General features: G+C 66.9%; 19 protein-coding genes, 3 tRNA genes and 4 pseudogenes. 9 read left to right on the top strand and 17 right to left on the bottom strand.

The annotated features are described in order from the left end of the window. Positions 1–80 precede the first annotated feature (80 nt). From ACQY5K_RS13400 to ACQY5K_RS13375, 6 genes are all read right to left on the bottom strand, one after another. Entirely contained in the window at positions 81–2384 is a 2304-nt protein-coding gene (locus ACQY5K_RS13400) for a beta-propeller domain-containing protein (protein WP_428116101.1), read from the bottom strand. Positions 2385–2515: 131 nt separating this feature from the next. Next, entirely contained in the window at positions 2516–3751 is a 1236-nt protein-coding gene (locus ACQY5K_RS13395; RefSeq protein WP_428116098.1) for an acyl-CoA dehydrogenase family protein, read from the bottom strand. Continuing rightward, positions 3744–7601, bottom strand: coding sequence for a hydantoinase B/oxoprolinase family protein (locus ACQY5K_RS13390; RefSeq protein WP_428116095.1), 3858 nt, complete (start codon positions 7599–7601; stop codon positions 3744–3746). Before ACQY5K_RS13390 ends, ACQY5K_RS13395 begins: the two co-directional genes overlap by 8 nt. Positions 7602–7656: 55 nt before the next feature. Next, on the bottom strand, positions 7657–8064 hold the full coding sequence (locus ACQY5K_RS13385) for a RidA family protein (RefSeq protein ID WP_428116092.1): 408 nt from the start codon (positions 8062–8064) through the stop codon (positions 7657–7659). 1 nt (position 8065) lies between these two features. Next, positions 8066–8890 carry an enoyl-CoA hydratase family protein gene (locus ACQY5K_RS13380; protein WP_428116089.1) on the bottom strand — a complete coding sequence of 275 codons (825 nt, stop codon included), beginning with the start codon at positions 8888–8890 and terminating at the stop codon, positions 8066–8068. Beyond that, positions 8887–9597, bottom strand: a complete 711-nt coding sequence (locus ACQY5K_RS13375; RefSeq protein WP_428116086.1) for an SDR family NAD(P)-dependent oxidoreductase — start codon at positions 9595–9597, stop codon at positions 8887–8889. Before ACQY5K_RS13375 ends, ACQY5K_RS13380 begins: the two co-directional genes overlap by 4 nt. Before the next feature lie 230 nt (positions 9598–9827). On the opposite strand from ACQY5K_RS13375, the gene ACQY5K_RS13370 reads away from it, so the two are divergent. Then, positions 9828–12164: an FAD-dependent monooxygenase gene (locus ACQY5K_RS13370; RefSeq protein WP_428116084.1), complete on the top strand. Its 2337-nt coding sequence runs from the start codon at positions 9828–9830 to the stop codon at positions 12162–12164. Between the two features lie 69 nt (positions 12165–12233). Here ACQY5K_RS13370 and ACQY5K_RS13365 read toward each other — a convergent pair whose 3' ends face one another. The 5 genes from ACQY5K_RS13365 to larB form a co-directional block, all read right to left on the bottom strand. After that, positions 12234–13046 carry a PaaX family transcriptional regulator gene (locus ACQY5K_RS13365; protein WP_428116081.1) on the bottom strand — a complete coding sequence of 271 codons (813 nt, stop codon included), beginning with the start codon at positions 13044–13046 and terminating at the stop codon, positions 12234–12236. An 18-nt stretch (positions 13047–13064) separates the two neighbouring features. Then, complete coding sequence (locus ACQY5K_RS13360) at positions 13065–14699, bottom strand: AMP-binding protein (protein WP_428116078.1); 1635 nt, start codon at positions 14697–14699, stop codon at positions 13065–13067. Positions 14700–14801: 102 nt separating this feature from the next. Next, positions 14802–14875: transfer RNA gene (locus ACQY5K_RS13355), tRNA-Arg, on the bottom strand. A gap of 85 nt (positions 14876–14960) precedes the next feature. Next, positions 14961–16289 carry a nickel pincer cofactor biosynthesis protein LarC gene (gene larC, locus ACQY5K_RS13350; RefSeq protein WP_428116074.1) on the bottom strand — a complete coding sequence of 443 codons (1329 nt, stop codon included), beginning with the start codon at positions 16287–16289 and terminating at the stop codon, positions 14961–14963. After that, on the bottom strand, positions 16289–17110 hold the full coding sequence (larB, locus tag ACQY5K_RS13345) for a nickel pincer cofactor biosynthesis protein LarB (protein ID WP_428116071.1): 822 nt from the start codon (positions 17108–17110) through the stop codon (positions 16289–16291). Before larB ends, larC begins: the two co-directional genes overlap by 1 nt. 137 nt (positions 17111–17247) lie before the next feature. On the opposite strand from larB, the gene ACQY5K_RS13340 reads away from it, so the two are divergent. The 3 genes from ACQY5K_RS13340 to pheA all read left to right on the top strand — a co-directional run bounded on the left by ACQY5K_RS13340 (position 17248) and on the right by pheA (position 19190). Further along, on the top strand, positions 17248–17544 hold the full coding sequence (locus ACQY5K_RS13340) for a hypothetical protein (protein WP_428116069.1): 297 nt from the start codon (positions 17248–17250) through the stop codon (positions 17542–17544). Then, complete coding sequence (locus ACQY5K_RS13335; RefSeq protein ID WP_428116066.1) at positions 17541–18119, top strand: hypothetical protein; 579 nt, start codon at positions 17541–17543, stop codon at positions 18117–18119. Before ACQY5K_RS13340 ends, ACQY5K_RS13335 begins: the two co-directional genes overlap by 4 nt. Before the next feature lie 72 nt (positions 18120–18191). Continuing rightward, a complete protein-coding gene (gene pheA / locus ACQY5K_RS13330; RefSeq protein ID WP_428116063.1) occupies positions 18192–19190 on the top strand; it encodes a prephenate dehydratase in 999 nt (332 codons plus the stop codon). Positions 19191–19243: 53 nt separating this feature from the next. On the opposite strand, the gene ACQY5K_RS13325 is transcribed toward pheA, so the two are convergent. Together ACQY5K_RS13325 and ACQY5K_RS13320 are read right to left on the bottom strand one after the other, a co-directional pair. Beyond that, on the bottom strand, positions 19244–20722 hold the full coding sequence (locus tag ACQY5K_RS13325) for an NAD(P)/FAD-dependent oxidoreductase (protein WP_428116060.1): 1479 nt from the start codon (positions 20720–20722) through the stop codon (positions 19244–19246). A gap of 24 nt (positions 20723–20746) precedes the next feature. Next, positions 20747–21280: pseudogene (locus ACQY5K_RS13320) on the bottom strand (hypothetical protein); the annotation flags it as partial. A gap of 100 nt (positions 21281–21380) precedes the next feature. Here ACQY5K_RS13320 and ACQY5K_RS13315 point away from each other — a divergent pair. The 3 genes and pseudogenes from ACQY5K_RS13315 to ACQY5K_RS13305 all read left to right on the top strand — a co-directional run bounded on the left by ACQY5K_RS13315 (position 21381) and on the right by ACQY5K_RS13305 (position 23131). Beyond that, positions 21381–22100: an IclR family transcriptional regulator gene (locus ACQY5K_RS13315; protein WP_428116058.1), complete on the top strand. Its 720-nt coding sequence runs from the start codon at positions 21381–21383 to the stop codon at positions 22098–22100. Further along, positions 22097–22734, top strand: a pseudogene (locus ACQY5K_RS13310) (aromatic amino acid lyase); the annotation flags it as partial. The gene ACQY5K_RS13315 and the pseudogene ACQY5K_RS13310, both read left to right, overlap by 4 nt. Before the next feature lie 76 nt (positions 22735–22810). After that, positions 22811–23131 carry an aromatic amino acid lyase gene (locus ACQY5K_RS13305; protein ID WP_428116056.1) on the top strand — a complete coding sequence of 107 codons (321 nt, stop codon included), beginning with the start codon at positions 22811–22813 and terminating at the stop codon, positions 23129–23131. Positions 23132–23250: 119 nt separating this feature from the next. Here the strand turns inward: ACQY5K_RS13305 and ACQY5K_RS13300 are convergent, their stop codons facing one another. Then, the gene (locus ACQY5K_RS13300) at positions 23251–23652 is read right to left on the bottom strand and encodes a hypothetical protein (RefSeq protein ID WP_428116053.1); all 402 of its coding nucleotides are present in this window, start codon (positions 23650–23652) and stop codon (positions 23251–23253) included. A 334-nt stretch (positions 23653–23986) separates the two neighbouring features. On the opposite strand from ACQY5K_RS13300, the pseudogene ACQY5K_RS13295 reads away from it, so the two are divergent. Continuing rightward, positions 23987–24230 (top strand): annotated as a pseudogene (locus ACQY5K_RS13295) (aromatic amino acid lyase); the annotation flags it as partial. 169 nt (positions 24231–24399) lie between these two features. Here the strand turns inward: ACQY5K_RS13295 and ACQY5K_RS13290 are convergent. The 3 genes and pseudogenes from ACQY5K_RS13290 to ACQY5K_RS13280 form a co-directional block, all read right to left on the bottom strand. After that, on the bottom strand, positions 24400–24756 hold the full coding sequence (locus tag ACQY5K_RS13290; RefSeq protein ID WP_428116050.1) for a DUF4143 domain-containing protein: 357 nt from the start codon (positions 24754–24756) through the stop codon (positions 24400–24402). 29 nt (positions 24757–24785) lie between these two features. Further along, a pseudogene (locus tag ACQY5K_RS13285) lies at positions 24786–25040 on the bottom strand (AAA family ATPase); the annotation flags it as partial. A 33-nt stretch (positions 25041–25073) separates the two neighbouring features. Beyond that, a tRNA-Ser gene (locus tag ACQY5K_RS13280) sits at positions 25074–25158 on the bottom strand. Positions 25159–25251: 93 nt separating this feature from the next. Between ACQY5K_RS13280 and ACQY5K_RS13275 the strand changes: the two genes are divergently transcribed. Further along, positions 25252–25342: transfer RNA gene (locus ACQY5K_RS13275), tRNA-Ser, on the top strand. The last annotated feature ends 8 nt before the right edge of the window (positions 25343–25350 follow it).

The following is a 25350-nucleotide window of genomic DNA, read 5'->3' as shown; positions in this document are numbered from 1 at the left end:
AGCGCTGACCCGGCCTCAGCCGCATTCGCGGCGGGCAGCACGCAGCCGCGTCTCGCGCCCCGGCAGGCAGTCGCGCGCGTTCAGTCAGCCCACCGCAGCAGCGAGACGCGCTCTGTCGAACCCAGCTCGATTGATTCGAGTGCCTCGTTCGATGCGAGGTACAGCCGGCCGTCGACAACTGCGCTCGCGAGAACGCGCGCCTGGTAGTCGGTGTCCCACCAGCAGTAGCGCTCGAAGGGTCCGACTTCCTCGGAACCGTCGGGGCGGACGGTGATCTCTCGGGATTCGAGGCACTTGCGCAGCGGCGGGTCCGCATGACTGAAGCGAGCGAGTTCATGCAGCTCGTCATCGACAGTTGTGAGCGCCACGGCACCGAGGAATGGAGAATCAGCTTCGTTCTCGTCACTCGGATACTGGTTCATGGGCAGCACCGCGAGACCGGTCGGGGGCCAGTACAAGAACGCGAGCGCATCGAACTCCACCTGACTGCGGCCACCCGGCGCCGTCCACTGGGCGATGCGTTCGGGCCGATCCAAGTCAGCGATATCGAACAGCGACACCTGGGTGCCGAGAGTTCGGCCTTCTTCGTCGGCGTCCTGGCCGACGCCGAGCAACCGGTCGTCGCCGATGGGATGCAGATAGGCCGAGTAGCCGTGAATCTTGAGTTCGCCTCGCACCGTCGGCGAAGCTGGGTCAGTCAGGTCGATGATGTACAGCGGATCCGTCTGACGGAACGTCACCACCGCGGCGATGTCACCCAGGTACCGAACCGCAAAGATTCGCTCGCCGACGCCAAGCCCGCCGATCTGGCCGACCTCCCACAGGCCGTCGGCGTCAACGGCCAACACCGTCACGAGGCTCTCAGATTCGGGCTCACCCTCGAAGCGCCACCGCGGGACTGTCGTTGTCGCGATCCTCAGGTGGCCGTCGTACTCGGACATCGAGTACTGGTTCAGCACGGTGCCGGTCACCGTCGCAGACCCGACGTAGTGGCTCGAGAGCACATCGGCGGTGTCGAACGCGTGGACCTCGGTCTCGGCGAGCGTGCCGTCTTCGAGACCCTGTGGCTGGGTATGCCAGTTGAACCATCGAGTCGTTGTCACGTAGAGGTTCTGGGGCGAGGCGTACACCGTGCTGCCGTCGGACATGATCGACGTGGTGTCCAACGATGCCGCCAGGCCGTCCGCAGCGATGTCGATGGTGGTGACGCTGAGCGTGCCCGGACCCGAGTAGTGAGCGGGAGCCCAGACGCGGTCGCAATCGACAAGGCGACCGAACACGAGGGTCGTGCTGGCGGAATCTGACAACTTGTAGCGCGGGAGCCAATGATCGACTGTGGTGGCGGCAGCAATCTCACGATTCGTCTGGGTTGCCTGCTCCTGGGCGGCAAGGTCAGCCGCCTCCGGTACGGCCCACGGGATGGCACGCGGCCTCGAGCTGGTAACGATGCGCACAACGCCGGCGGTCATGCGGGCGCTGACGTAGTTGCCTTCGATGCTCAGCCGCCGCACGATCGACGGGGTCGAGCCAGCCAAATCGATCTCGACAATCTCGGTCGTGGGGCCCCATGCGGATTCCGGCGGGACGCCGCCCACTTCGAGGGGATCGTCAGCATCGTGCTCGAACGGCACGATGACGTCCCAGCGCCATGAGAACACGAACACCCGATCACCGTGCAGCAACAGTCTCGAGCCCCAGTGATCGCCGAGTGTCAGCGACGCGACCAGCTCAGGCTCAGCGCCGGTCAAGTCCACGACATGCACCCGGTTCTCGCTCGCGACGATGATCCGCTCGCCGTCGGTCTTGAGCACGTCGGGCTCGTCGATGCCCGCTTCCTGCACGTTGGAGGTGCTGTAGTCGACGCCTGCCTGCAACGACGCGACGTCACCCGAGGCCGCCTCGTCAACGGCAATCGCGCCCTCCTCGATGACATCCCCCTCGATGCCGAAGCCGTCGCCAAGGCCCCACGGGCCAACGGCTTGCGCCGCGTTCGTATGGACATAGTCGAGCACCGCGCCGCAGTCGCTGAACCGCTCCAGCGCGGCAGTCTGTGCGCCGTCTGCCTCGCGACGCCTCTGGCGTTCCTCCGCCTCGTGACGCCTTCGCTCCTCTTCGACCCGTTGTCGTTCCTGCTCGGAAGCCTCGCTAGACGAATCGTCGTCGACGTCGACGTCGGCCCCAGCAGTGTCCTCATCGTCGTCGCTCGATGGCTCAGCGCCAGGGTCTTCGCTGGTGGGAGTGTCGGGCTGCTTACCGTCGGTTGCCGCCGACGGGCTCGTTGTCGGCGCAGCGGAATCTCCGGCCGGAGCATCGGCGGAGTCGCTGGTGCAGGCAGCCGCGAACAGCCCCGCTGCGAGCAGCACGACCAGCAGGCGGCCAGTCATTGGTCTCGATGCATGTCGCATCTTCGAGTTGGTCATCACATAGACAGAGTCGCTGCGGCAGATTGACGTTCCGACGCCATCGTTACAGTCCGGTGTCAGCGCTGGGGACGCAGCGACGTCAGGCTGCGGCGTCAGGCCGGGTCAGGGTCATTGCCGTCAGGGTCGTAAAGGCCGTTGCGACCGAGCCGCACGAGCAGCTCCTCGGTGCTCCACGGCAGCATCGTGGCGCCGCAGCGGGCATCCCGGTAGTGCTGTTCGAGCCTGCCCGGTCGCAGCAACGACCGGCCGCCGCAGGTGCGCAGCGCCAGCGACGCCATCTCGGGCGCGCTCTCCATCGTCGTGACGGTTGCCACTTGGGCGCGGCGCAGCTGTTCAGGATCAGGGTCGGCGCAGACCTCTGTGAGCACGCGGTACGTCAGCGCCTGCGCCCGGTCGTAGATGAGCTGCAGCTGCGCCCAGCCCGTCTGCTTGATCGGGTGATCCCGCGAGGCCTTCACGCCGGATTCACCGCGCAGATAGGTCCGCGTTGTGTCCAAGATGGCACGCATGAGTCCCAGGTAGCTGAACGACAGGCTCATGTAGAACTGCGGAAAGCGCGACACCATCGCGTTGAACATCCCGGGCGGCAGCACCTCGTTCGCAGCGGGCACGAACACGTTGTCCATCAGCAGAGTGCGCGAGTCGGTGCCGCGCATTCCCAGCGGATCCCAGTCGCCGACGATCTCGACGCCGTCGGAGTCGGCGGGTACGCCCAGCAGGCGAATGCGGGGATCGCCTTCCACAACGGCGAGCACGTTGTGCCGGTGTGCCGCGCCGCTCAACGAGGCGAAGATCTTGCGGCCGGTCACCACATAGCCGCCGTCGGTCCGCACAGCGGTGGTGCTCAAGCCCGAGCGGGCACCAGGCGCCTGTCCCTCAGAGAACGGCTGGGAATGGATCACGCGCTCGCTGATCATGCCGTGCCACAGCTGCGGGCGGTTGGCTTCGAGATGTGCAGACATCTGTCCGTCGGGATCCAGTGCGCGGCCGTTGGGGCCGGCCAGCAGCGACTCCGCAATCGGTCCTGCCAGCAGCGCCGTCGCGGTGTGCATGTTGAACGTCAGCGCAGTCGTCGCGCAGTGCCGTCCCATCTCCTCGGCCACCAACGCGTAGCCCACGAAGTCCGTGCCGAGCCCGCCGGCCTCTGTGGGCACGCATAGGCCCAAGAACCCGGCGTCGGCCAGATCTGCCCAGTTCTCGTGCGGGAAGCTGGCATCGCGGTCGTACTTCGGAGCACGCTCGGCGAACGCGGGCCCGAGTTCGGCCATCTTCGCGACGAGCTCTGCTCGTTCGGGTGTCAGCAGTGCGACATTCACTGGGTCACTCATCAGGCACTCCATTTCTCTCGGCATCGATCGGGCGCGGCGCGCCACGGTGCCACCCCCGTTCTGTCGACGCATCAACAAATGCATCAACATGCTTGGTCCGCTCGGCGGGCAAGCCGTAGCCGCCCCCTCCGGGCGTGTGGATCTCCATCACGTCACCCGCGTCAACCTCGACGCGGGCACACCCAGCCAACTCAGCCACTGTCCCGTCGGCACGTTCGAGCAGGTTGCGGCCAAGAGCCCCGGGTTCGCCCCCGGCCACGCCGAACGGAGCGATCCGCCGACGGCTCGACAGCAAGTTCACCGTCATTGCCTCGCCAAAGCGCAGCCGCCGAATCACCCCGTCGCCGCCCCGGTTCGCCCCAGCGCCGCCGGAGCCGCGCCGTACCTCGAACCGCTCCAGCAGGACCGGGTGGCGTTGCTCGAGGATCTCAGGATCGGTGAGACGGGTGTTGGTCATGTGCGTATGCACCGCATCGGCGCCGGGCCGGCGCGCAGTGGCCCCCGCGCCGCCGCAGATCGTCTCGTAGTACTGGTGCACGTCATTGCCCCAGATGAAGTTGTTCATCGTGCCCTGCGACGCCGCTACCACTCCCAGCGCGCCGAACAGTGCGTCAGTGATCTGCTGGGACGTCTCGACGTTGCCGGCGACGACCGCCGCAGGCGGGTGCGGCGACAGCATTGAGGGGTCAGGCACGACAAGTTCGAGAGGCCGCAGGCAGCCTGCATTCAGCGGGATGGCGTCGTCGACCATGCAGCGGAACACGTACAGCACGGCCGAACGGCAGACCGCCACCGGAGCGTTGAAGTTGCCAGGATGCTGATCGCTGGTGCCGGCGAAGTCGATGACGGCCGATCGGGCCGAGCGATCCACCGTGATCCGGACGCAGATGACGCTGCCGTCATCAAGTTCGAGCCGGTAGTTGCCCCGGTAGTTGCTGTTGCCGAGGGCATCAATGACCCGCCGCACCATCTCCTCGGCGTTGTCGGCGACATGGCCCATATAGGCGTGGACGACTCGAAGCCCGTAGTAGTCGACAATGCGCCTCAGCTCGGCCGCACCTCGCTCGCAGGCGGCCACCTGGGCCCGCAGGTCGGCGATGTTCTGGTCGGGGTTGCGGGCTGGCCACGGGCCGCTGGCGAGCACATCGCGGACCTTGGTTTCGAGGAAGCGGCCCTCGGCCACGATCTGGAGGTTGTCGAGGACGAGCCCTTCCTCGTCGATGGTGGTCGAGTCGGCCGGCGCTGAACCGGGCACGCTGCCGCCGATGTCGGCATGGTGGCCACGGGATGCGACATAGAAGATGCGCCTGCGCCCCTCCGCATCGAACACTGGCCGCACGACGGTCACGTCGGGCAGGTGCGTGCCGCCGTTGTACGGGTTGTTCAGCACGTACACGTCACCCGGTGACATGTACGGGTTCTGTTCGATCACCGTGCGGATGGACTCGCTCATCGAGCCGAGATGCACCGGCAAGTGCGGCGCGTTAGCCACAAGTTGGCCAGCGAGATCGAACAGCGCGCAGCTGAAGTCTCGCCGCTCCTTGATGTTCACCGACACCGCCGTGTGCTCGAGCACGACGCCCATCTGCTCGGCGATGTTCATGAACAGGTTGTTGAAGATCTCGAGCTGCACCGGATCGACGCTGGTGCCGATCGCGACCCGTGACGGTCGAGCCATGACACGTTCGAGCACAAGATCACCTCGGTCGGTGATCGTGCCGGCCCAACCCGGTTCGATCACCGTGGTGGCGTTCGGCTCGACGATGACGGCCGGGCCGGTCATGACTGCCCCGGGTGCGAGCGCTGTGCGGTCCCAGAAGGGTGTGTCGTGCTGCGCGCAGCCCGGCAGGGCTGCGGCAGCGGCAGGTGCGGTGTCATCGGGCGCAGGACCCGCTGCCGCACTCATGTAGGTGGGGTGCGTGGCCAGCAGCGCCTCACGGTCACCCGCGGGCGTCGTCGCCGGCGGCGGGTCGACCGCCTGGCCACGGGCCTCGATGTGGAATGCGTCAACCACCAACGCCCGATCTGGTGCGCTGAACCCGAATCTCGTCCGGTGCGCAGTCGCGAATTCGCTCGCCACCGCGTCGGCTGAGTCCAGAGATACCTCGAGCGACGTGTCCGAACCCCGGTATCGAACAGCAAGCCGCCCGGTGACATCGATGCGGTCAAGGGGCACCCCCGCAGCGGCCACGGCCTCGACTGCGGCCGGGCTGGCGGCGGCGAGCCGGCGGCGCAGATCGTCTATGAGCGCCTCATCCAGATCGGCCTCGATCGGCGCAGCGCTCAGCTCGGTGACGTCAGCCAGCCCGATGCCAAGCGCGGACAGCACCCCCGCGTGGGGATGAATCACGATGGTGGTGATGCCGAGTCGGTCTGCTACCCGGCAGGCGTGCTGACCGCCGGCACCCCCGAAGCAGACCAGCGTGTAGGCGGTGATGTCGTGGCCCCGCTCGGTGCTGATCTTGCGGATCGCGTTGGACATGTTCTCCGCCGCGATCTCGCCGTACCCGAAGGCCACCTCGGCAGTGCTGCGCTGCACGCCGGTGGCCCGCGCGATCTGAGTTGCCAGCTCGGCAATGCCATTGGCGGCAGCATCGACATCGAGTGGCTGCGTCCCGTCAGTGCCGAACACCGACGGGAAGTACTCGGGCCGGATCACGCCCAGGGTGACGTTGGCGTCGGTGAGCGCAAGCGGGCCGCCGTTGCCGTAGCTCGCCGGTCCGGGGTCGGCGCCGGCCGATTCGGGACCGACACGCAAGCGGCTGCCGTCGAAGGTGAGCAGCGACCCGCCTCCGGCCGCCACCGTGTGCATGTCGATGATGGGTGTGCGCACGCGGATGCCCGCCACCTCGGTCTCGTTGGCCCGCTCGAACTCGCCGGCAAAGTGCGAGACGTCGGTCGAGGTGCCGCCCATGTCGAAGCCGATGAGCTGGGAGAAGCCAGCCGCTTGAGCGGTACGCGCCATGCCCACGACACCACCGGCTGGTCCCGACAACAGCGCATCACGGCCGCTGAATCGCCGGGCGTCGGCCAGGCCGCCGTTTGACTGCATGAACTGCAGCTGCGGACTGTCTGTCGATGCATCCGTGCCGATCCTCGACGCCACAGCATCGACGTGTCCGATCCTCGACGCCACAGCATCGACGTGTCCGATCCTCGACGCCACGGCGTCGACGTAGCTGCGCAAGATCGGCGACAGGTAGGCGTCCGCAACAGTTGTGTCGCCCCGGGGGACAATCTTGACGAGCGGGTCCACCTCGTGGCTGACAGAGACCTGCTCGAAGCCGATCTCGCGGGCCGCAGCAGCCAACGCCGCTTCATGATCGGGATAGCGGTAGCCGTGTACCAGCACGATCGCGACAGCTTCCATGCCGCGCTCGCGGGCCGCAGTCATGCCAGCGACCGCAGCGGGCAGCTCCAGCTCGCGCAGCACCGTGCCGTCAGCCGCCATGCGCTCTGCGACCTCGAACACCTCGGCATAGAGCATCTCGGGCAGGACAATGTCGAGTTTGAACAGGTGCGGACGGGTCTGGTACCCGATCCGCAGCACGTCGCCGAACCCGGCGGTCGTCACCAGCAGCGTCGGCACGCCGCGGCGCTCCAGGAGCGCATTGGTGGCCACGGTGGTGCCCATCTTCACGGACCTGATCCGCTCGGGCGGCAGCGGCACGCCCCGCGGCACGCCGAGCAGATCGGCAATGGCGGTGGTGGCAGCGTCGTCGTAGCGACGCGAGTCCTCGCTCAGCAGCTTGTGCGTGACCAGGCTTCCGTCGGGACGGCGGGCCACGACGTCGGTGAACGTGCCGCCGCGGTCCACCCAGAAGTCCCAGCCGCGCAGCGATTGGCTCATCTGTTGACCCTAGGCGTCGTCCCCTCAGCGGTCCGCGGCACGGCTCGTGTCTCGCTCAGTCGGGAATGACCGCTGTAGCGATGATCTCGACCAAGGCGTCGGGCTCGAACAGGGCGGTGGTACCGAGCACTGCCATGGCCGGGAAGTGACGGTCGAGATGCTTGCGATGGGCGACGCCCACGCCGCGGCGGTCGTCGCGGTACGCCTGCACGTCGGTTGCATACACGACCAGCGACACGATGTGGCGGGGTTCGCCGCCGGCGTGTGCCAGCGCCTCGACGACGTTGCCCAGCGCCACGTCGTACTGCTCGGCGAACGTGTCGCCCACGACCGTTCCGGTCGGGTCAGAAGAAATCTGCCCGGCGAGGTAGACGGTTCGCCCATCCGCGGGGACGACTGCGTGAGCGAAGCCGGGGGCCGGCGCCATGGAGTCCGGGCTGATCAGCCGGTGCGGTGCCGTCATGTCATCGCCCTTTCCAATTCGGTGTCTCCGAGGCCGCGAACGCACGGTGGAACTCGGCATGGTCCTGCGTGCGCATCAGCAGCGCCTGGGTCATGGCTTCGAACTCGATCGCTGCTGCGAAGCTCATATCGGCCTCGCGGTTGATCAGCAGCTTCGTGGCCCGGTACGCGAGCCGAGGCCCGTCTGCGAGCCGGCGGGCGAGCGCCGTGCACTCCTCGAGCAGGTCCTCAGGTTCGACCACCCGGTTCGCAAGCCCGATCTCGACTGCATCGGCAGCAGAGACAGGATCGCCGAACATGAGGATCTCGGTGGCGCGGCCGTGGCCGACCAGTCGGGGCAGCAGGTAGGCCGAGCCCATGTCGCCCCCGGAGAGGCCGACCTTGGTGAACAGGAATCCGAATGTGGCTCGGGGCACACAGATGCGGAAGTCCGATGCCAGCGCGATCACCGCGCCGGCCCCGGCGGCAGTGCCGTTGACGGCCGCAATGATCGGGATCGCGCACTCGCGCATGTTCTGAACGACTGCACCGGTCATGTGAGTGAACCCAAGCAGGCGGGCGGGATCGAACCTCACCAACTCACCGATGATCTCGTCGACGTCGCCGCCAGAGCAGAAGCCCCGTCCCTGACCGGTGATGACGATGGCGTCGATGTCGCCGCGTAGCGGAGCTTCACGGAAGAGGTCTCGCAGGTCGGCGTACACATCGAAGGTGAGCGAGTTGAGCGTTTCAGGGCGCTGGAGCGTGATCGTGGCGACCCGGTCGGCGACCGCGAAATCGAAGTGCTCCCAGTCGTCGGTGAACCCAGCAGATGCACGGAACGTCATGCCGGCGCTCCGTCGAGCACGATCTCTTGACCGTTGCGGTCTGAGCCCAGGAGTTCCATCACTGCGTCGACCACCTCGACAATCTCGATGATCCGTCCATGGGGTGTGGCCTTGGCAAGTGCCGCCTCGGCATCCGTGAGGTTCTTGCCGGTCTGTTCCGCGATGTTCGCGATGGTGGCAATGGTCATCTCGGTGCGGACGAAAGTCGGGCACACCGTGTTGGCCGTGACACCAGTTCCCGCAGCCTCAGCCGCAACGACCCGCATCAGGCCCACGACGGCGTGCTTGGAGGCTGCGTAGGCGGCGATGTACTTGGCGCCCTCTACGCCTGCGATCGACGCAACGGTCACGATCCGGCCCGCGCCGCGCTCCAGCATCGCGTCGATGACCTCGCGGGTGCACAGGAACGCCCCCGTCGCGTTGACGGCCAGGCTGTGATTCCACTGTGCGAGCGTGGTGCGTCCCAGCCGATTCGACGACGAGATGCCGGCGTTGTTGACGAGGATGTCGACCGGGCCGATGTCGGAGAACGTCGAGGCGACCTGCTCTTCATCGGTCACGTCGCAGATGCGGGCCGCGATGCCCGGCAGCGGTTCCGCGGCCTCCGACGTCGCCAGCGCGGTTACATCGTGGCCAGCAGCGGCGAGCCGCAGGCCGACGGCTCGACCGATCCCGCGTGTGCCGCCAGTGACTACGGCCGTGCTCATGCCGTGGCCCCGCTGCGATTCAGTCGACCAGGCTCGCCCCGGTGGTTGGTGGCGATGTCGGGCATCGTCAGAACTATACTACGTTCTTGAATATCGCAAAATGCCCGTTATCTCGCAAATGCGTCGAATTCGTATGCGCTGATGTCGTGCTCGAAGGCAGTTGATGTGGCAGCTGTGGCCTCGCTTGAACCGATCCGACGAAAGCCGACGAACCGGGCGCGGACACCCCGATGAAGATCGCGTGCATCGGCGGAGGCCCGGCCAGCGTGTTCTTCAGCATCCTGATGAAGCGGCAAGACCCGGGCCATGACATCACCGTGTACGAGCGCAACCGCCGTGGCGACACGTTCGGGTTCGGCGTGGTGTTCTCCGACGAGACCTTGGCCAACATTGCCGAGTCCGACCCAGAAGCCATCGCCGCCATCGAATCGGAGTTCCGCCATTGGGGTGCGATGGACGTCCGCTACCGCGGCCGGACCATTTCCTCAGACGGTCACGGTTTCGCCGCGATTTCTCGGGTGCACCTGCTAGAGATCCTGGCCTGCCGGGCGACCGAGCTCGGCGTGTGCGTCCAGTTCGAAACCGAGGCTGACGTCGACGCCTTGGGAGACGACGTCGACCTCGTGGTTGCCGGCGATGGCGTCAACAGCGGCACCCGCGACCGCTACGCGGCCCAGCTGCGACCCAAGATCAACCACGGATCGGCGAAGTACATCTGGACAGCAACCGACGCGCCCTTCGACCGGTTCACGTTCATCTTCGAAGACACTGTCTTCGAAGACACTGGACACGGCCAAGACATCGGACACAGTGCCGTGCAGGCGCACATCTATCCCTACAACGACACGCGTTCGACGTTCATCGTCGAGATGGCCGAAGCAACCTGGCATCGGGCCCAGCTCGGCGGCCATGACACCGAGTTAGCCCCTGGCGAGTCCGACCAACATGCCCTGGAGTGGTGCAGCCGGCTCTTCGCCCACCACCTCGGCGGACGCCCGCTCATCGGCAACAACTCGAGGTGGATCAGCTTCCCCCGAATCTCGTGCGCGTCGTGGGTGGTGAACAACGTCGTGCTGCTGGGCGACGCTGCCCACACGGCTCACTACTCGGTCGGCAGCGGCACCAAGATGGCGCTGGAGGACGCCATCGCGCTCGCCGACACCATGGCCGCAGCCGGCGATGTGTCCACAGCGCTCAAGAACTTCGAGGCGGAGCGACGGCCCCAGATCGAGAGCTTGCAGCGGGCCGCGGCGACCAGCGAGGACTGGTTCGCACACGTCGACCACCACCGCCAGCGTCCCTTCGAGCAGTTTGCGTTCTCGCTGTTCACGAGGTCGCAACGGGTTACTTACGACAACCTGCGTGAGCGGGACGCCGGCTACCTCGATGGGACCTTGCGCTGGTTCGCATCCCAGCAGCCACCCTCCGCCCGGCCGCCGACGCCGGACACACCGCCGATCTTCTACCCGTTCGCGCTGCGTGACGTGACGTTCGCAAACCGCATCGGCGTGTCACCGATGGCGCAGTACAGCGCTGTCGATGGCATGCCGAACGACTGGCACAAGGTGCACCTGGGCAGCCGCGCCGTAGGAGGCGCCGCTCTGGTGATGACCGAGATGGCCTGCACGTCGCCCGAGGCCCGCATCACGCCCGGATGCACCGGGATCTGGAACACCCAACAGACCGAAGCCTGGGCCGGGATAACCGAGTTCGTGCACACCTTCACCGAAGCCAAGATCGGCCTGCAGATCGGCCACGCGGGCCGCAAGGGCTCGACAAAGGTGCCGTGGGAGGGCGAGGACCTACCGCTCGATTCCGGCAACTGGCCGCTGATGTCAGCCTCTCCGCTGCCGTACCGCGCCATCAGCCAGACACCAACGGAGATGTCGTACAAGCAGATGGACGCTGTCCTCGACGACTTCGTGGCGGCAACCCATCGGGCGGCCGACGCCGATTTCGACTTGCTGGAAGTCCATGCTGCGCACGGCTATCTCCTGTCGTCATTCCTGTCGCCGGTGACGAACCGGCGCAGCGACGACCATGGCGGCACGCTCAAGAATCGGGCGCTGTTTCCGCTACGTGTCATCGAAGCGGTGCGGGAGGCCTGGCCCTACAGCAAGCCGCTGTCGGTGCGGATCTCGGCCACCGACTGGATCGAGGACGGGTTCAGCAGCTCCGAGGCCATCGAGCTGAGCCACATGTCGAAGGACTGCGGCGTGGACATCATCGACGTCTCGACCGGTCAGGTTGATCCCGACGGCGAGCCCGCGTATGGGCGCCTGTATCAGACACCGTTTGCCGAGGCGATCCGCAACGCGGTCGGCATCCCGACGATGGCAGTGGGCGCTATCTCCAGCATCGATGACGTCAACACCGTGCTCATGGCCGGCAGGGCCGACATCTGCCTGATCGCCCGCGGGCATCTGGTTGACCCCTACTGGACCCTCAACTCCGCGATCGATCTCGGGCGCAGCGAGCAGCCGTGGCCCATCCAGTACTGGCCCGGCCGCACAAGCCGCCGCCGCGAACAAGTGCCAGACGCACTCATCGACCGCGACCTGCGCTGACGGCGATGCTTCCCGCTCTTGTTCCCAGGCCCTATTCGAGACGGGCTCACGGGCCGCTCGGGCCGCGGGTTAGCGGCGTGCAGCTGCGTTGAGCGTTTCCAGGTAGAAGCGGTGCGCGCCGGGCCGAAGCTGCCGGTGGAGCCGCATGAACACCTCGCGCGCTTGGTCAGCGAGCCAGCCCGGCGGTGTGACCGAGCGAGGCAACCCGGGATCGGCGTACGGCAGCGGCCTCCAGGCGCTGATGTTGTTCATGTGTGCCACGAACGCGTCGCGATCCGGGCCGGGAGCAGCGACCCACGATTCCGAGATGGGCCGCTGAGCGGTCAGGTACTCCCCGTACAGCTTGTTGATGAGATCGAGGTCCCATGCCGATGCCGCGATGTGCTCGCTGTTCGCCTCGGCTCGGAATTCGCCTTCGAAAAACGACACGTAGCCATCCAGCTCGCTCCGCTTGAGCATCGTGCGGGCCTCTTCCAGCAGCGAAGCTGGGGCGATCCACGACGCAGCGGGGCCCGGTGCGAAGCCGAGACGGGCAAGCCTCGACCGGATCAGGTACCGCTTGCGGCGTTCGGATTCGGGGATCGAGAACAGCACCAACAGCCATGCGGCGTCGTTGCGTCTGGCTCCGCCGCCGAAGATGCGCTGATCGCCTGCTTCGAGGATCTCGCGCCCGTCGGCGCTCAGCGCATAGCCGGCCTTGCCATCCACTCGCTCAGGCACCAGCAGACCTGAACGCTTCATGCGAGACGCGGCGGACCGCACGGCCTGCGCGTCGATCCCGAGCTCACGCATCAGCGCGATGAGCGCGCCCACCGCAATCCAGCCCCCATAGTCGCGGGCGAACAGCCCGTAGGTGTCGAGGATCCGGTCTCTTGGCGACATCGTCTTCGAACCTGGACGCTAGGCGCCGGCCTGCTCAGCCAGCTCTGTCAGCTTGGACAGCTCGCGCCGCTGCAGCTTCCCTGTCGTCGTCTTGGGCAACGGTTCAGCGCAGAACGTGATCCGGCGAGGATACTTGTAGGGGGCAATCGAGGCCTTCACGTGGTCTCCCAGCTCGCGTGCGAGCGCTTCGGTAGCCGTCGACGGGTCGCGCAGATGGACGAACGCGTGGACGATCATGCCCCGGTCCGGGTCGGGCGAGCCGATCACGCCTGCCTCGGCGACCGCCGTATGGCTGAGCAAGGCTTCCTCCACTTCTGGGGCGGCGATGTTGTAGCCCGAGCTGACAATCATGTCGTCGGAGCGGGCCTGGTACCAGAAGTAGCCATCGGAATCGCAGGCGTAGATATCGCCGGTAATGTTCCAGCCGTTGCGCACGTAGGTGGATTGGCGGGCGTCATTGAGGTATCGGCAGCCGATCGGTCCCTTCACCGCGAGCCGACCCGGCTTGCCTGGCGGCATCGGATTGCCGTCGTCGTCGAAGATCGCTGCCTCCCAGCCAGGCAGTGGCTTGCCCGTGGCTCCCGGTCGAATGTCGTCGTCAGATGCAGAGATGAAGATGTGCAGCAGCTCGGTCGAGCCGATTCCGTCGATCAGCTTCAGGCCGAGCTCCGCTTCGACCAGTTCGAACGTCGCCCGCGGGAGCCACTCGCCGGCCGAGACAGCCCGACGAAGAGATGACAGGTCCGGTCGAGGCTTGGGGGCAAGCATGGCTCGGTACGCCGTCGGCGAGCTAAAGCACACGGTGGCTCGCCGCTCGGCGATCAGATTCGCCAAGGCCTCGGGACCCGGTTCGTCGCAGAACCAGGTGCACGCTCCGACTCGCATCGGGAACACAACTTCTCCGCCCAGCCCGAAGGTGAATGCGAGCGGCGGGCTCCCGACGAAGAGGTCGTCGGGCCGTGCTTGGAGCAGCGGCGCAAATGCGTCTGCGATCACCAGCAGGTCTCGGTGGAAGTGCGCGGCGACCTTGGGGACGCCGGTGGTACCCGAGGTGCAGGCCAGCAGCGCGGGGTCGGTCGCCGCGGTATCGATCGCAGTGAACTTGCCCGTCTTGGTCGCGGCAGCCGCCTCCAGATCGCCCGCCGGCCCCCAGATGGCGATCGGGCAATCGGTCGCCTTCCGCAGCGCTGCTTCCAGGCCCTCTGCGCACAACGAAACCGCCGGCGCGCACTTTGCGCAGACCTTCGCAAGCTCCTGGGCGCGCAGTAGCGGCATCGTTGTGACTGCCACCGCACCGGCCTTGAGAACGGCGAACCACGCTGCCACCATCCACGGAGCGTTGGCCCCTCGAAGCAGGACCCGATTCCCCGGCACGATCCCGAAGTCCTCCGCTAGCACCGCGGCGATGCGGTTGGCGCAGTCGTACACGTCGGAGTAGGTCCACATGTCGTCGCCGAGGCCCATGCATGGCCGCTGGCCCCACCCCTGCGAGATCGCTCCGTCGAGCAGGACTGCCGCAGCATTGAGCCGACTCGGATACGAGAAGAGCGGCTCGGACAGCGTGATTTCAGGCCACTGATCAGTCGGCGGCAGGCCATCGAGCACAAACCGGTCGATGTGCGCGGACTCGGTAGTCGAGTCCAACCGCATCATGCCACCGATGTGACGATCACTAATCGCACGCTATATCTACGACGCGTGCGGCGCAAGTGATTCACGCCGATTTCGCAGCGCGGTCCGTCGCTGCGGCCTCAGCGCGCTTGGAGGGACTCGAACCCCCAACCTTCTGATCCGTAGTCAGATGCTCTTTCCAATTGAGCTACAAGCGCCCGAGCCCCTCCGTTGCGCGCCCGCAGGCCTCGCAATGGCAAGAAGCTCCAAAGAGTCAGTCTAGGACGCTGCCCGTGTACCGCTTCAATCGGTTTCTGCGGGATCGGTCGCTGCGCCAGCGAGCGCTGCGGCGGCCCGGGCCACCTCGGCGGGGGTCCGTTCAAGCGCTGTCGCTGCGGTGACCACGTCGTCCCATTCGGGCTTGGCACGGTGCGGCCCGATCTTGATGCGGACGACGTGACCGTCGACCTCGACGCTGGTGGTGTGCCGCTCGAGCGCCGTCCGCACGACCGTGCGAGCCCGCAGGCCCAGCGTGCCGGTGAGACGGGCCACCAGATCGGCGAGCGCCGTGAGGTTTTCGGGACGGCACAGCGCCGTGAGGGTGTGCGCCGGTCGACCCTTCTTCATCACGATCGGCGTCGCCCAAGCGTCGAGCGCTCCTGCAGCCAGCAGCGCCTCCAGCGCATGGCCGAGCAGCTCGCCGGTGACATCGTCAAGGTTGGCCGCCAGTTCCACGAGTTCGGAGGTGACCGCTGCGCCCCCCAGCGCCGACATCGCAGCATCGATCGACTGGGGTGACCCGTCCGCTTCCGATCGGTCGACCTCGTGCGTGCCGACGACCACGCCAGTGACGTTTGGTCGACCGGGCAGGTCGCGGGTGCCGGCGCCGAAGCCGACCGCGGTGATCGTCATCGCCGGCACCGGGCCGAACGTGTCGCACAGCGCCGAGACAATGGCCGCACCGGTCGGCGTTGTGAGCTCCATCTCGATGTCGGTGCCGACGACGGGACGGCCAGCAAGCAGATGCACGACCGCCGGCGGAGGATTCGGCAGCACACCGTGTGCCGCGGTGATCGTGCCGGTGCCGACCTTGACCGGCCCGCACGCGACCGTGTCAACGCCGAGCGACTCCAACGCAGCGCAGACACCGACGATGTCAACAATGGCGTCGAGTGCCCCCACTTCGTGAAAGTGGACGTCGTCGGCCGGAACACCGTGCACGCGGCCCTCAGCGTCGGCCAGGGCGCCGAACACCGCCAGCGCACGCTCGCGGACCCGGTGGGTGAGGCCTGACGATTCGAGCAGCCCGCGAATGTCGCGCCAGCGGCGATGATGATGCCCTTCGGGTGCGTCGACGAGGGCTTGGGTCGCGGCCAAGCCGCAACGGCTCACGCGCTCGGCATCCAGGCTCCAGCCGTCGACGCCAAGCGTCTGCAGCTCGCCGGTGACGAATCCCAGGTCAGCACCGGCATCGAGCAGTGCGCCGAGCGCCATGTCGCCTGCGATGCCCGACACCGGATCGAACCAAGCGACGGTGCCGTACAAGCCGTCGAGGTCGGCACTGCCGCTGTGGTCGTGCTCGCTGTTGCGAACGGGACCGGGCGATTGGCCGCCGGACGAGGCCTCGTGCATCACACGTCCTCTCGTCGGCAGCGGGCGGCGAGGTCCAGCACTCGCATCGTGGCCATTGCTGCCCCGAAGCCGTTGTCGATACCCACCACCGAGATGCCCGCCGCGCACGAGGCGTGCATGGCCAGCAGCGCAGTCACCCCTTCGAGCGCGGCGCCATAGCCAACGCTGGTCGGCACCGCGATCACCGGAGCGGCTGTCACGCCGGCGACCGCCGTGGCCAGCGCTCCTTCCATCCCCGCCACCACAATGACTGCGTCGGCGTCAGCAAGCGTGTCGACCTCAGCCAAGAATCGGTGCAAGCCCGCAAGACCGATGTCGGCTACCCGGTGTGCGCTCACTCCAAACGCACTCAGTACCGCTGCTGCCTCGCAGGCGACCGGTCCGTCGGAAGTTCCTGCTGAGGCCACCACCACTCGTTCGGAGCGGGCATCCGCAGAACGCCACACCACTGTCACCAAGCTCTCCGCACTCTGCGCGCCATCGCCGAAGCGGCCGGATCCTCGATCAGCCGGCCGGTGCACCGCACCGCCCAGGCACGCCGCCAGCGCCGCGGTCACCTGCTGGGGCTGCGCACGCGTCAACAGCACCGGGCCAGAGCCGCCGCTCAGCATCTCGGCAACGATGCGGGCGCATTGGTCGGGCGATTTGCCCGGCCCATAGACAGCCTCAGGGTGACCAGTACGCAGCGCTCGATGATGATCGATGCGCGCACCAGCAACCTCGGCATAGGGAAGCCGCCGCAAGCGCGTCAGCGCATCATCGGCCGGAAGCGTCCCGTCACGCACCTCTGCCAGCAGATCGGCAAGCTCTTGTGCGTCCATCGGCAGCCGTTCTACCCGCTTGCGGGCCCGGTCAAACCGTCGGAGCGCGTTCGTCCGCTGATGCGGTGGCTGAGGGCCGTCGCAGGGGCCTACCTTGTGAACATGGAGCGAACTGGTGCCTGGGCCGGCCGCGTGCCGTGCAGTCGCAGCGCATAGCGCCGCACGAGTCCGGCGCAGATGCGGCACGGCCCGCGGACACGTCGCCTGAGGCTTGGCACCGGCTCACCGAGGTGTGGTCGTCGATGACGCCCGCGCAGCGGGCGAGTCTGGCCGCTTCGATGTCGTTGGCCGTCGCGTCGGCCGCCCGTGCAGGCATTCAGGCTGACGAACCCCACGCCTCGTTGAGCCGCATCCGCTTTCTCCTGGCAGAACGGCGCTACGGCACAGAGCTCGCGACGGCCGCATTCGGCGCGAACGGCCGTTGGCCGCAGTGACCGATCCCCTCGCGCTCGCCCTGCGCGTCGCCGCCATCCTCGACTATCACGGCATCCCATACGCGCTCGGTGGTTCTCTCGCCAGCTCAATGTTCGGCGAACCGCGGGGCACCATCGACATCGACATGGCTATCCGCTTGGAGCATCACCAGCTTGGCGACCTCGTGCGCTCGCTCGACGTCGAGTTCTATGTGCCCATCGAAACGGCGCACCGCGCAGTCGATCTGCACACATCGTTCAACCTCATCGACGACGCCGGCTTGAAAGTGGACCTGTTCGTGCTGGGAGAGAGCCTCCTGGACCGTCTCCAACTCGAACGTCGACGACGCATCACGATTCGGGACGATCCGCCGCAGCAGTTATGGGTCACAGCGCCCAGCGAGCAGATTCTTCGCAAGCTGGAGTGGTACCGCGCTGGAGGCCACGTCTCCGAACGTCAATGGCGTGACGTGGTCGGGATCCTGCGGGCTCAGCGCTCGTCGCTCGACATCGCCGAACTGGCGCTAACGGCAGCGTCGATCGGGCTCACTGAACTTCTCGCTGCGGCGCTCGCCGCTGCCGACACAACATCGTGAGCATGACGCCGTTGGGACACCGACTCCGGCCGTTCAGGCGTCTGCGGAATGCACGCTGCGTATCCTGCCGCGGTGGCGACAGGTGATTCATCGGCTGGAGCGACGGGCGCGGCGGTGACCGGCACCGCATTCCAGGCTTCCACGCGTATCGGCTACATGGGTCCGCATGGCACATTTACCGAAGCTGCCCTCGCCACTCAATCTGACCTGTCTCAGGCCGCGCTCATGCCGCTCATCTCCGTCCCTGAGGTGCTCTCGGCACTCGACGACGGGGCGGTCGATTACGGGTTCGTGCCCGTCGAGAACGCCATCGAAGGCGCCGTCAACGTCACCCAGGACGCGCTCGCGTTCGACTTCGACTTCCTCATCCAGCGCGAGGTCGTCGTGAACGTCCAACTGGACCTCATGGCGCTGCCCGGAACGGCCACCGCAGATGACCTCTCGGCGATCCACACGGTGATGTCGTTCCCCGTCGCCATCGCCCAATGCCGAGCGTTCCTGCACGGCCGACTCCCCAATGCTGAGATCGAAGCGGCCACCTCGACCGCCCTCGCGGCCCGTCGCATCGCTGAAGAACAGCTTGCCGGCGTGGCAGCAATCGCCAGCCCGACGGCGGCGGAGATCTACGGCCTCGAAACCGTCGTCGCCTCGGTTGAGGACCACCGCGACAACCAGACTCGTTTCCTGCTGCTGGCCAAGAACCAAGTACCGCCGGCCAGCGGAAACGACAAGACCAGCATTGTCGTGTTCCAGAACCAAAATGAGCCGGGCAGCCTGCTGGGCATCCTCATGGAGTTCGAGGCCCGCCGCCTCGACCTCAGCCGGCTGGAGTCGCGCCCGACGCGGCGGGGCCTCGGCGAGTACTGCTTCCTGCTCGACTTCGAGGGCCACATCTCCGACGAAGTCGTGGCCGACTGCCTGCGCGCCCTCAAGATGAAGCAGCGCGACGTCAAGTTCCTCGGCTCATTCCCCGCAGCGAACGGCAGCTCGTCCAGCCGTGAGCGAGTCACCGAGGAAGCCTGGATCTCATCAGACGACTGGCTGAAGTCGCTGCGCCGCCTCATTCGCTGAGCAACGCCAGCGTCATCGGCGGGTTGGGAGAACTACTAGAGGCCGACGGCGGCCTACACCCAGGGGCAGTTGGAGTTGCGGTCGCCGAATGTGCCGCCGGTGCGGTAGCGGTCAAGCGTGAACGGCTTGAGTTCTTCGGGTTTCTCGCCGTGCACCATCATCTGGGCGGTCAGCTTGCCCACCCCGATCATCTTGAATCCGTGGTTGGAGTCGGCGATCACCCACGCGTTGTCGGCCACATAGTCGAACACCGGCACGTTGTCCGGGGTGAATGCGCCGATACCGCCATTGCGGCGTTCCTTGAAGAAGGGCCGTACGTTCTCCAGGCGCTTGAACAGCATGCCCAACGTCGCGCAGTAGTAGTCGGCGAACCATTCGGGGGCCTGGTGCTCGTCGTTCAGGTGGCCGTAGGGCTCCACTGCCGCCCTCGGCCCGATCTTGATCGGGATCGTCCCGCCTTGCAGGCCGGGCGCGCCCACCCGCTCCGCGGCATAGCGCGTGTAGGAGTAGAAGTGGTCCTTGAGGAACCTGCCGTCGTCGGAGTACACCGGGGTGTTCATGAGCTCGACGTGCAACACCGGCGAGTCCCGGTGCTGCGCGGTGCGAAAGTCGACGCCGGGGGGCAGCAGGACCTCGCCCTCCAGCAGACGCCAGTAGGTCCACATGTCCATCTGGTCCTCGACATGGCCGTCTGGGTACAGCACATCGAGGTGAGAGGGGCCGCCGAGCCACTCCCAGTGCGTCGGTGTCCACGCCCCTGCGCCCACTACCACCTGCTCGCAGGTGATCGACCCCTGGTCTGTCTCCACGGCGGCGACCGAGCCTGAGGCGTCTAGCTGGTAGCCGGTCACGGCGGCGCCGTACACCCGCTGCACGCCCCACTGTCGGCACTTTTGGTCCAGGCCCCACACTGCCATGTGGGTGCCTGCGTACCCGGAGCGGTGCTCGTGAAGCACCACGTCGCAGTTCTCGGTCTTGAAGTCGGGCCACAGGTTGGTGAGGAAAGCGCGGGCCTCCGCACCGGTGTGGACGTCGGAGGGGTATCCACTGGCCTTCTGCGACGCCTGGAGCTTGAGGTAGTCCTCGGTCTGGTTCGACTCGCCCACTGACACGTAGCCGACCTGCTGGAAGCCGAGGTTCACGGGGTCGGACTCCCACACCTCCACGCTGGCTCGCAAGATGGCGTGCAGAGGCTCGGTCATGTACATGTTGCGAATGCAGCCGCAGGCCAGCCCGGTAGCGCCAGCGCCCGGGCCCTGCTTGTCGATCAGCACAACCTCACTGCCCGAGCCCTTGCCGGTGCGCTCGAGGTACATGGCCAGGTGGTAGGCGCTCGACAGCCCGTGCACGCCCGCGCCGACCACCACGAACCGAGCATGGCGCGGCAAGGTCACTGCGTCGAACACCGGGATGGCGGCCGGGTTGACCGCTTGCCCGTCCACCTCTGGCGGTAGGGGCCGGTTGGCGAACGGATACCACTGGTTGTGCTCAGTTGGGTTAGGCACAGTGCGGTTAGGAACGTTATTGGTCATGTCTTTTCCTCTTGTACTCGGGGATCAATTCTGGTCGTCGGCGGTTGGGAGCCAGTAGTCGGCCCCCAGGGTCCGCCAGATCAATGGGACGCCGGGCCGGTAGGCGAGGTGGCGGCGGCTTGGCGCGTCGAGAATGGTCATGTGGGCAGGACCGCCGACGGAGATCCGCCCGACGTCGGTGCGACCCAACGCCATCGCCCCTCCGACCGTCACCGCGGCGATGGCCTCGATGTCATCGTCGCAGAGGTAGGTGCAGTGGTCCACCGAAGAGCAGCCCATCTCGACGCCGAGCTGCACGCCCGGCCCGTGGCCAAGCTGGTTGGCGTGCAGACGCAGGCCCAGTCCGGCGCTCCGACCCGCCTCGAGCACGGCCCAGGACTGGTCGGCGTCGAACGCGCCGGTCTCGCAGAACACGTCGATCCAGCGGATGCGGTCCCCGACCGCGTCCAGCATCGGCCCGCACACCAGATCGACGTATTCATCGGCCCGCCCCTGGTACTCGCTGGGCAGCAGGTGGGCGCCCAAGAATGTGGCCTCCGGGCTGGCCTCGGCGGCGAGGGGCGCTGGCGCTGTGCTGTGTGCTGCCTGCCATAGAGGACCTCGCGCTGGCTGCTGTGTGGTGTGCACACGTTACCGAACGTCGGCCTAAGATGTCAATATGCAGCAAGAGATTTCAGCTACTGAAAGTGCTGCCGCCCCGCTGCACAGATCACGCTCAGCGGAGCGGGTGCTGTCGCTGCTGGACGCCGTGGTTACCAACGGCGAACTCAGCCTGACTGCGGCAGCCGCCCGGACGGACATGCCAGCTAGCACGGCTCTGCGACATCTGCGGGTTCTGACCGACCGTGGCTACCTCGTCAAGGACAGATCCGGTTCTTATTCCGTGGGCCCTGCATTCGTGCGCACCGCCTTGGCGTCGTTGCAGTCCGGCCCCTACGCCCGGCTCAGGTCGGCAGCCCAGCCGGAGCTCGAACAACTGGTCGAGGCCACCGAGGAGTCCGCATACCTGGCAGTGCGCGACGGCGACGCTGCCGTCTATATCGCCACGGTCGAGAGCCGTCGGGCCATCCGCCACGTCGGCTGGGTGGGCCGGTCGGTTCCCATCGACGGCACCGCGGTGGGCGCGGCACTGCTCGCCGCTCCGCTCGCGCGCGGTGCCCGCCCCGCGCCCGTGTTCAATACCGGCGCCATCGAGTCCGACGTCACCGCGGTCTGTGCGCCGGTCCACGGCTTGGAGGGCCCGGTAGCGGCTCTGTCGGTGCTGGGTCCGGCGGAGCGGCTCGTCGGCACCCGCCTACAGACCGCCGCCGACGCGGTGATCGAAGCGGCCGTCGCCACATCGGGCGCGCTCTCGTTCGTCGAGGCCTCCACAGCGTGACGGTGGTACTCGACGGCCCAGGCGTCACTGTCTCTGATGTCGTCGCGGTTGCCCGCCACCGCACTGAGGTTCGCTTCAGCGACGCCGCCCGGTCCGCCATAGCTGCGGCCCGCGGCATCGTCGGGGCCTCAGGATCGAGGCCGCAGGTTGCGGAATCGCTGCTGGGTCTAGTCAACGCGGGCGTGGTGCCTGCGGTGCCCGAACACGGCTCACTGGGAGCCAGCGGCAACCTTGCGCCGCTGGCCCATGCTGCGCTCGTGCTGATCGGCGAAGGCGAAGTCCTCACCGACGACGGGGCACGATTGACGGGGCCGAGGCCCTGTCGGCGGCGGGGATCGAGCCCTTGGTCCTCGCTGAGAAAGAGGGCCTGACTCTTACCAACGGCACCGACGGGATCCTGGGAATGCTCTGCCTGGCTGTCCACGATCTCGCCGACCTGCTGAGGGTCGCCGACTTGGTGGCGCTGTGGCCCCATCCCGGCCAGCAGGCCTGCGCGGCCAACCTGCGGGCAGTGCTGGCCGGGTCGCCCATCGTGGCCAGCCACCGCCATGACGGCGACCGGGTGCAGGACGCCTACTCCATCAGGTGCACGCCCCAGGTTCACGGAGCGGCCCGCGACACCCTCGACTTCGCAGCAGACGTGACCGATCGAGAACTGGCCTCGGCCATCGACAATCCGATGGTGCTGCCCGACGGCCGCGCCGGCTGCGGTGGACTCGCTGCCCACCTCGGCCATGCAGGAGGATCACGTGTCCATGGGCTGGGGCGCGGCTCGCAAGCTGCGCTTGGTCGTCGCCAACCTGCGCCGCATCCTGGCCATCGAATGGGTGACGGCTGCCCGCGGCATCGAGCTGCGAGCGCCCGTGGCGCCCGCGGCGGGAACGGCCGCTGCGCTCAGCCTGCTGCGGGGCAAGGTGCCCGGCCCGGGTCCTGACCGCTGGCTGTCGCCCGAACTCGCCGCAGCCGAACAGATGCTCGCGGCCGAGGCTCTGGTGACCGAGGTAGAAACAACTACCGGCCCCCTGGCCTGAAACACCTCAGCGTGCGCAGGGGCATCCAGTGGGCGCAGGTCAGCGCCCATTTCTGCTGTCGGTTCCCTACGGGTTGAGTCGGAAGTTCACCCGAGCTCCCCCGTTCAAATCCACCGTGGCTACGCGGGCACGGCCTCCCGAGCGTCCTGTACTTGCTGGCTCTGTCGAGTCAATTTCGTCGTCGACCGCGTCGGCTTCGTGGTGCGCCGGCCGGTTTCCGCACCCGGCGGGTTGCGCCACTCCGCACCCAGCGCCGCTCCTGCGTCGTGAACAATGTCGAACACTTCGACATCGGTCTCCGACATGGCAACCGGGCGCAGCAACTCGAACGTGATCTCGATCTTGGCCTCTTTTGCATCCCCGGACACCACGGGGTCGATGACGCGCTCGTCTCCGAGCAGGTGCTCCATGACATTGCTAACGAACGAGCACATCTCGTCGTAGGTCAAAGACCTCGCACCGCTCTCATCCTCGTGCACGATGCCGATCTTGCAGGTCGCCTCAGTGCGTGGTCCTCTCATCCCCACTCCTTGGTCGTCTTGCAATTCCCCATTTTCGCTTTCGTGTTTCGCAAGCTGCGATGGTCCGATGGCGTTGCGGACACCGCCACGATGTGCTTGCCGCAATCCGCAGGACAGTACATGGCGAAGTGTCCTTTGGTCTTGTTGATTCGCCAACCATGATCTTCCGCATCACGGAACAACCGCTCGTAATCCGTGTTCCTGTGTCTTGGCCGTGCGCTCGCCATCAGCGCCTCATTCAACAGCGTACGTGGCATGCCATCGACCGGTTTACGCGCTCGCGCTAGTCGGCGACGGGGAAGTCCTCACCGACGAGGGGCCCACGATGGTCGGGGCCGCTGACCTGTTGGCACTGCGGCCCCATCCCGGCCAGCAGGCGTCCGCTGCCGAGGTCGGCGCCATCTCGGAGCGCCGTATCGACCGGCTGCTGACCCCAAACGCTCCGGTGGTCTGCCGCCCTTCCTGGCCGACGATCCGGGCGTGGACAGCGGTCTGATGATCGGCCAGTACACAGCGCCGCCCTGTACGCCGAGAACCGGCGCCTGGCCGCGCCGGCTTCGGTGGACTCGCTGCCCACGGTAGAAACAACTACCGGCCCCCTGGCCTGAAACACCTCAGCGGTGCGCGAGGGGGATTCGAACCCTCGGAGGCTTGCGCCTCAACTCAAGTCGCTGCGTCGCCTCGTCCGTTGAGCAACGCTCGCCGCAGCGACATCCTGCCGAGTTCAGCGAGATGTTCGGCCTGCAGCTAGGCCCACAGGGTGTCGATAGGGCAGATGTGGAGTCGGTCTCCGACGGTGTAGCGCTGGTCGCCGGTGTGCAGCAGGATGCCGGCACGAAATGCGCCCGGAGCAGCGGCGTTGATGCGGTCGCGCAGCCACTCCACGTGGCGCAGCTGAGACACGCTGGGCGAGGTCGTTGCCTTGATCTCGAACGCCGCGACCGCGCCGTCGGAGCGTTCTAACACGAGGTCGACCTCGTGGCGTTGGTGGTCTCGATAGTGGTGCAAGCGCGGCGCGACGCTCGACGCGGACAGGCTGCGAGCGATCTCGTTGACGACGAATGTCTCCAGCAGGAGGCTCGCAGCGAGCGACGTGGGGGCCATGAGCGCACCTGCGTCGAGTCGACATCGACAGCCTGCTTGACGGCCCGCACGACCCGGTCTCCGCCGCGCTGGACCTCGTCGACCACCAGCGGATGGTCCTGGTCAAGCAGGAAGCTGCGGGGGTCGGCCAGAGCGGCCTGCCGGGTGGCGTCGTCGTCCAGCGATGCGTACGCGCCGCCACGCTCTGCGGCAACCATCCGGGCCAGCGTCGACTTGCCGCATTGCCGAGAACCGTGGAGCACGACCACTCGGAAGTTGTCCAAGGCTTGCTCGACTCGCGACATCACAAGCCCCGGCGGTCCAGGCGGACCAACGTGCGGAGGGAGGGGGATTCGAACCCCCGGAGGCTTGCGCCTCAACGGTTTTCAAGACCGTCGCAATCGTCCGCTCTGCCACCCCTCCGCCAGCCAACTTATCGTCGGGGACATCGCGGAAGCTTTCTGCTCGGGGCTATCTTGTTGCGGTGCGCCTGCCGCCCAGCGGCTGGTTGCGAATGGAGAGGTGGCCGAGTCCGGTTGAAGGCGCTTCCCTGCTAAGGAAGTAACTGCCGCAAGGTGGTTCGTGGGTTCGAATCCCACCCTCTCCGCACACGTG

Source organism: Candidatus Poriferisodalis sp. (assembly GCF_965262965.1).
Lineage (GTDB): Bacteria > Actinomycetota > Acidimicrobiia > Acidimicrobiales > Poriferisodalaceae > Poriferisodalis.
The sequence above is the reverse complement of the archived record's forward strand: the minus strand, read 5'-3'. Positions and strand labels throughout refer to the sequence as shown.